The organism is Agromyces sp. P1_H4, from assembly GCF_056405255.1.
Map to the genome: position 1 here is coordinate 1 of NZ_JBFUCL010000269.1, position 5,237 is coordinate 5,237.

The 5,237-nt window shown below is 69.6% G+C and carries 7 protein-coding genes and 1 tRNA gene; 5 read left to right on the forward strand and 3 right to left on the reverse strand.

What is annotated here, in order from left to right:
• Both AC1DY2_RS14825 and AC1DY2_RS14830 read left to right on the forward strand, forming a co-directional pair.
• Positions 1-545: AzlC family ABC transporter permease (locus AC1DY2_RS14825; RefSeq protein WP_476763121.1), on the forward strand; the 545-nt coding region annotated here is incomplete at its 5' end.
• On the forward strand, positions 542-847 hold the full coding sequence (locus tag AC1DY2_RS14830) for an AzlD domain-containing protein (protein ID WP_476763122.1): 306 nt from the start codon (positions 542-544) through the stop codon (positions 845-847). The genes AC1DY2_RS14825 and AC1DY2_RS14830, both read left to right, overlap by 4 nt.
• Before the next feature lie 10 nt (positions 848-857).
• Here AC1DY2_RS14830 and def read toward each other — a convergent pair whose 3' ends face one another.
• Positions 858-1,424, reverse strand: a complete 567-nt coding sequence (gene def / locus AC1DY2_RS14835; protein ID WP_476763123.1) for a peptide deformylase — start codon at positions 1,422-1,424, stop codon at positions 858-860.
• 40 nt (positions 1,425-1,464) lie between these two features.
• On the opposite strand from def, the gene AC1DY2_RS14840 reads away from it, so the two are divergent.
• The 3 genes from AC1DY2_RS14840 (at position 1,465) to AC1DY2_RS14850 (ending at position 3,867) form a co-directional block, all read left to right on the forward strand.
• Complete coding sequence (locus AC1DY2_RS14840; protein ID WP_476763124.1) at positions 1,465-2,382, forward strand: DMT family transporter; 918 nt, start codon at positions 1,465-1,467, stop codon at positions 2,380-2,382.
• Positions 2,383-2,526: 144 nt separating this feature from the next.
• Positions 2,527-3,783, forward strand: a complete 1,257-nt coding sequence (locus AC1DY2_RS14845) for a glycosyltransferase (RefSeq protein WP_476763125.1) — start codon at positions 2,527-2,529, stop codon at positions 3,781-3,783.
• A 10-nt stretch (positions 3,784-3,793) separates the two neighbouring features.
• Positions 3,794-3,867, forward strand: a tRNA-Ile gene (locus AC1DY2_RS14850).
• Positions 3,868-4,176: 309 nt separating this feature from the next.
• Here AC1DY2_RS14850 and AC1DY2_RS14855 read toward each other — a convergent pair.
• Both AC1DY2_RS14855 and AC1DY2_RS14860 read right to left on the reverse strand, forming a co-directional pair.
• Entirely contained in the window at positions 4,177-4,581 is a 405-nt protein-coding gene (locus AC1DY2_RS14855) for a hypothetical protein (RefSeq protein WP_476763126.1), read from the reverse strand.
• Positions 4,582-4,595: 14 nt separating this feature from the next.
• The coding region (locus AC1DY2_RS14860) for a DUF2252 family protein (RefSeq protein WP_476763127.1) at positions 4,596-5,237 on the reverse strand (642 nt) is incomplete at its 5' end.

Genomic DNA, 5,237 nt, shown 5'->3' on the forward strand with positions numbered 1-5,237 from the left:
CCGGCGGCTCGCAGTTCGCGCTCGTCGGCGTACTCGCGTCGGGCGGCGTCGCCGCGGGCGGCTCGGCCAKCGCCGCGGCGGCGCTCCTCGGCATCCGGAACGTCGTCTACGGCATGCGCATGAAGCCGATCGTTGATCGCGGGAGCCTGGCGCAGCGCATCGCCGCGGCGTGGATCACGATCGACGAGTCCACGGCGGTCGCGCTCGCCCAGACGAGCGATCGGGCGGCCAGGCTCGGCTTCTGGGCGACCGGGCTCGTCATCTTCGTCGGATGGAACCTGACGACGCTCGCGGGCGCCCTCATCGGCGACGCCCTCGGCGACACGAGGGCGTGGGGCCTGGATGCCGCGGCGGCGGCCGCCTTCCTCGGCCTGCTGTGGCCCCGGCTCAAGCGGTTCCAGGCGGGCGCGGTCGCAGTGGCTGCGGCGGTCGTCGCGACGCTGGCGACCCCGGTGCTCACGCCCGGGCTGCCGGTACTCGTCGCGGCGCTGGTGGCCGTGCTCGTGGGCTGGTTCGACCTGTTCTCGAGGCGGAGCCGCGCATGACCACATGGCACGTCATCCTCATCGCGTCGGCGGCCACACTGGCGCTGAAGCTCGGCGGCTACCTGGTGCCGGCGGGGCTCCTCGGACGCGAGCGTCCGGCCCGCATCGCCGACCTGCTCACCGTCGCGCTGCTCGCGGCGCTCATCGCCGTGCAGACCCTCGGCGCCGGTCAGGCGATCGTCGTCGACGCCCGGGTGCCGGCGATCATCGTCGCGGCGGCGCTCTTCGCGATGCGCGTGCCGTTCCTCGTGGTGGTGATCGTGGCCGCGCTCGTCGCGGCGGGCATCCGCGCCTTCACGTGAGCGTTGCGGCTCAGTCCTCGAGGTGGTCGACGCCCGGCATCCATGACACCCCGGGCTTGCCCCAGCCCACCTTGCGTGCGATCTTCGCGGCGATGCGCTGGTCGCGTTCGCCGAGCCGATCGACGTACAGGGTGCCGTCGAGGTGGTCGTACTCGTGCTGGAAGATGCGGGCGAGCCATCCCTCGGCCGTGATCTCGAACCGCTGGCCGTCGAGGTCGGTGGCTCGCAGGATGGCGCGCTCGGCGCGGCGCAGCCCGAACCGCTCCCCGGGGAACGACAGGCACCCCTCGGACTCCTCGTCCTCATCGGGCTCGCCCGCGGGCGGTGGCGAGATCCACAGCTCGGGATTGATCGCGACGCCACGCCACTTCGTGCCGGCCTCGTCGGTCCAGCCGTACGTGAAGAGCCGCAGCGGCACGCCCACCTGCGGGGCGGCGAGGCCGACGCCGGGCGCGGCATCCATCGTCTCGAAGAGGTCCCGCACGAGGGAGCGGAGGTCGTCGTCGATGGTCTCGACGGGAAGGGCGGGGGAGTGCAGCACGGGGTCGCCGGAGATGCGTATGGGGAGGACGGCCATTCGCCAAGGATATCGGCGGCCGACCCGGTAGGGTCGATGCGTGGATCCGGACCTGAGCGACCTCTCCGAGCAGATCGCGCTCGACCCCACGTCGTTCATCGGAATCCCGTTGGCCCTCGTCGGCGCGGTGTTCCTCTCGCTCGGTGCCCAGTTCCAGCACCGGGGCGTGGTCAAGGTCGAGGCGCGCACGGTCGACTCGCTCGGCAAGGGGCTGAACGGCAAGCAGCTCGCGTTGCTGCTCGCGCGCCCGTCGTGGGTGGTGGGCACGCTCATGCTCGGGCTGGCCATCATGTTCCAGCTCGGCAGCCTCTACTTCGCCCCCATCATCGTGGTGCAGCCGCTCGGGGCGATCGCGCTGGTGATCACGTCGATCCTGAATTCGCGGCTGAACCACGTGAAGCTGAACAGCAAGTCGATCACCGCGATCGTCATGTGCGTCGGCGGCGTGTTCCTCTTCGTGGGCGTCGCCGCCTTCACAGCCGTCGACAACCCCGTGACCGATCGGCAGCTCGTCACGATCCTCATCATCCTCGCCGTCGTGCTCGCCCTGGCCGGCGTCGCGTTCGGGCTGCTCCGCCGCCGCATCCGTGCCATCTTCTACGTGATCATGGCGGGCGTGCTCTACGGCTTCGTGGCGACGCTCGCCAAGGTCGTGCTCGGCCGCATCGAGCAGGGCGAGGTCGAATGGCTCACCTGGACCTGCCTGCTCGGCCTGCTCCTCGCCACGGCGCTCGGCGCGTACTTCGTGCAGAACGCCTATGCGACCGGGCCTCCCGACCTCGTGATCGCCGGACTGACGGTGGTCGACCCGATGGTCGCCGTCGTGATCGGCATCGTCGTGCTGGGCGAGGCGTCGCAGGCCCCGCTCTGGGCGAACGCGGTGTTCCTCCTCGCCGGCGTGATCGCCGTGTGGGGCGTGTTCATGCTGGCCCGCAACCACCCCCAGACCCGGCTCTGATCGCCGTCGCGACATGCGCGGCCGCCGACGCGCGGACGCTGATGCGTAGACTATGTTCGGATTCAGTCCGCGAGGGAGACCCGCAGGACGACCACTCATCGAGGCCGATCGCCTCCATCCCAGAACTGTGAGGAACCACGCCACGTGTCTGACACACCCGGTGCGACTGCCCCCGCCGGCACCGACGGCGCGGGGACGGAACGTCCGCTCACGATCCTGATCGGCGCGGACACCTTCGCGCCCGACGTGAACGGCGCCGCCCGCTTCGCCGAGCGCCTCGCCGCCGGGCTGGTCGAACGCGGGCACGACGTGCACGTCGTGGCCCCCGCCGCGAACCGCAAGCACGGCACGTGGAAGGAGGTGCACGAGGGTCAGGAGATCACCGCGCACCGGCTCTACAGCTGGCGCTGGTATCCCCATGACTGGCTGCGCTTCGCCCTCCCGTGGCGCATCAAGCAGAACAGCTCCCGCATCATCGACGCGGTGAAGCCCGACGTCGTGCACTTCCAGTCCCACATCATCGTGGGCCGGGGCCTCTCGCTCGAGGCGCAGAAGCGCGGCATCCGCATCATCGGCACCAACCACTTCATGCCCGAGAACATGCTGGAGTTCACCCTGCTGCCGAAGGCGTGGCAGGAGTGGGCCGTCGGTCTCGCGTGGAAGGCGGCGGGCCGCACGTTCGGCCGCGCCGAGGCGGTCACGACGCCGACGCGCCGGGCCTCGCAGTTCCTCGAGAAGCACACCGGCCTGCGCGGCGTGCACGCGATCTCGTGCGGCATCGACGCCCACAAGTACTCGCCCGACTGGTCTCCGCGCACCGAGAACCGCATCCTCTTCGTCGGCCGCGTCACCGGTGAGAAGCAGATCGACGTGCTGCTCCGCGCGGTCACGCTGCTCCCGGCCGAGCTCGACGCGAAGGTCGAGATCGTCGGCGGCGGAGACCAGATGCGCAACCTGCAGCACATGGCCGCCGAACTGGGCATCGCCGACCGCGTCACCTTCACGGGCTACGTCACCGACGACGAACTGCGCGAGGCGTACCACCGCGCATCCGTGCTGGCCATGCCGTCGATCGCCGAGCTGCAGAGCATCGTGACGATGGAGGCCATGGCCTCGGCGCTGCCCGTCGTCGCCGCGAACGCCATGGCGCTCCCGCACCTCGTGCACGACGGCGAGAACGGATACCTGTTCGAACCGGGCAGCCCCGACGACCTCGCGGCGAAGCTCCGCACCGTGCTCGAGGCGTCGCCCGAGGAGTACCGCGCCCTCAAGGAGGGCTCACTCCGGCTCATCGCCGCGCACGACATCCAGCGCACGATCTCGACGTTCGAGAGCCTGTATCGTGGAAAGCCGGTGACCGATCCGGTCACGGATGTCGCGCCCGCAGCACTCCCCGAGTGAGGCGCCGCGAGGGGCGGTAGCTCAGCCGGTCAGAGCAGTGGACTCATAATCCATCGGTCACGGGTTCAAGTCCCGTCCGCCCTACAAGTGCCTTTTGATCAGGGGTTTTGCTGACGAGTAAGGATGCATTCGGCGGAATGTGAACCCGAATCCGAAACGAGGCGAGGGCGCGCGAATGACCTCGATTCTACGCGTCGAGGCGCGCTCCACCTAGATTCAAATGCGTCCGTCTCGAGCACAAGGTGTGTCCAGTCGAGGAAACTGCCGAGGGCGTCGAGGAGCCCTCGCGCGCCTTCTTCGCGGTTGGGGCCGTCTGTCCAGAGCATGACCATCGTCGTAAACACGTCCTAGCCGCTCTTGCCCGGGAATGAAACTCAGTTCCGGTGCGGCTTTCTAGGCCCGCTCGTCTGCCAGACGGGCGCGGCGCTCCTCCTCGCGTTTTGAGTATGCCGCCGCGCGGATCGCTTCGTCCGACTCCAGGCCCGTGCCGAGTGCACCGCCGAGAGTAGCCACGGACGCGACGAACCAGGTGGGCACGAACAGATCGTCGTAGCCGAAGGACGTGTCGAGCGAACCGCCCATCGCGGCCGGGTCCAGGACGAACAGCGCCCAGACCAGGTTCACGACGTACAGCGCCAGATAGCAGATGACGACCCCGAACGTCAGCGTCAGCAGTGTCGAGGTGTTGGAGAGACGGGACCTTTCCCGAGCTGGCGCGGAGTCGTCGTCGGGCCGGACCGCCGACGGTACGCGCCCCGAACCCGAAAGTGAGCCTCGCGTCGGGGTCCGGAGGTGCACGCCGCGAACCGCGGTCAGACTCCGGTCTCGGCCGGGAGGCGTCCGGATGCGACGGCTCGGCGCAGCAGCTCGAAGTCGGCCTCGGCGACATCGGCGTAAGCGGCCGACCATGCCGCCGTCGCCTCGGCGAATTCTTCGGATCGGCCGAGGTAGCCCATGATCGCAGCCGAGGCGGGGGACTGCCCGTGCGCCCGAGCCAGGAGAGCGGCGCACAGCGCACCGTACGAGCGGAACTGGTCGGTGTCGAGCGTGTCCGGCTCGATCGACCCCTTCATGTCGCGGAACTGCCGCCAGTAGTAGTCCACCCGGTAACGGTCCGCGGAGTCACCGGCCCAGCCGCGGATCCATCCCACGAAGAGGTCGGAGTTCGCCTGCAGGATCCGCTGGGCGGCGACGACGCGGTGGCCCTCGATGAAGTCAGTCACGCCGGGGCGACCGGGGATGATCGACCGCCGGCCCCCGTACGTCGTCAAGACGGACGGCGGAGCCTCCTTGGCCTGGAGGAACAGCATGTCGCCGGTGGGGCCCTCGACTGCGAGCAGGTAGCAGCGGGTGCCGACGCTGCCGACGCCGACGACCCGCAGGGCGAAGTCGACCACGCGGTACTGCTCCAGCAGGAACGCGATGTCCTCGCGCAGGGTCGCGCGGTATTGGGT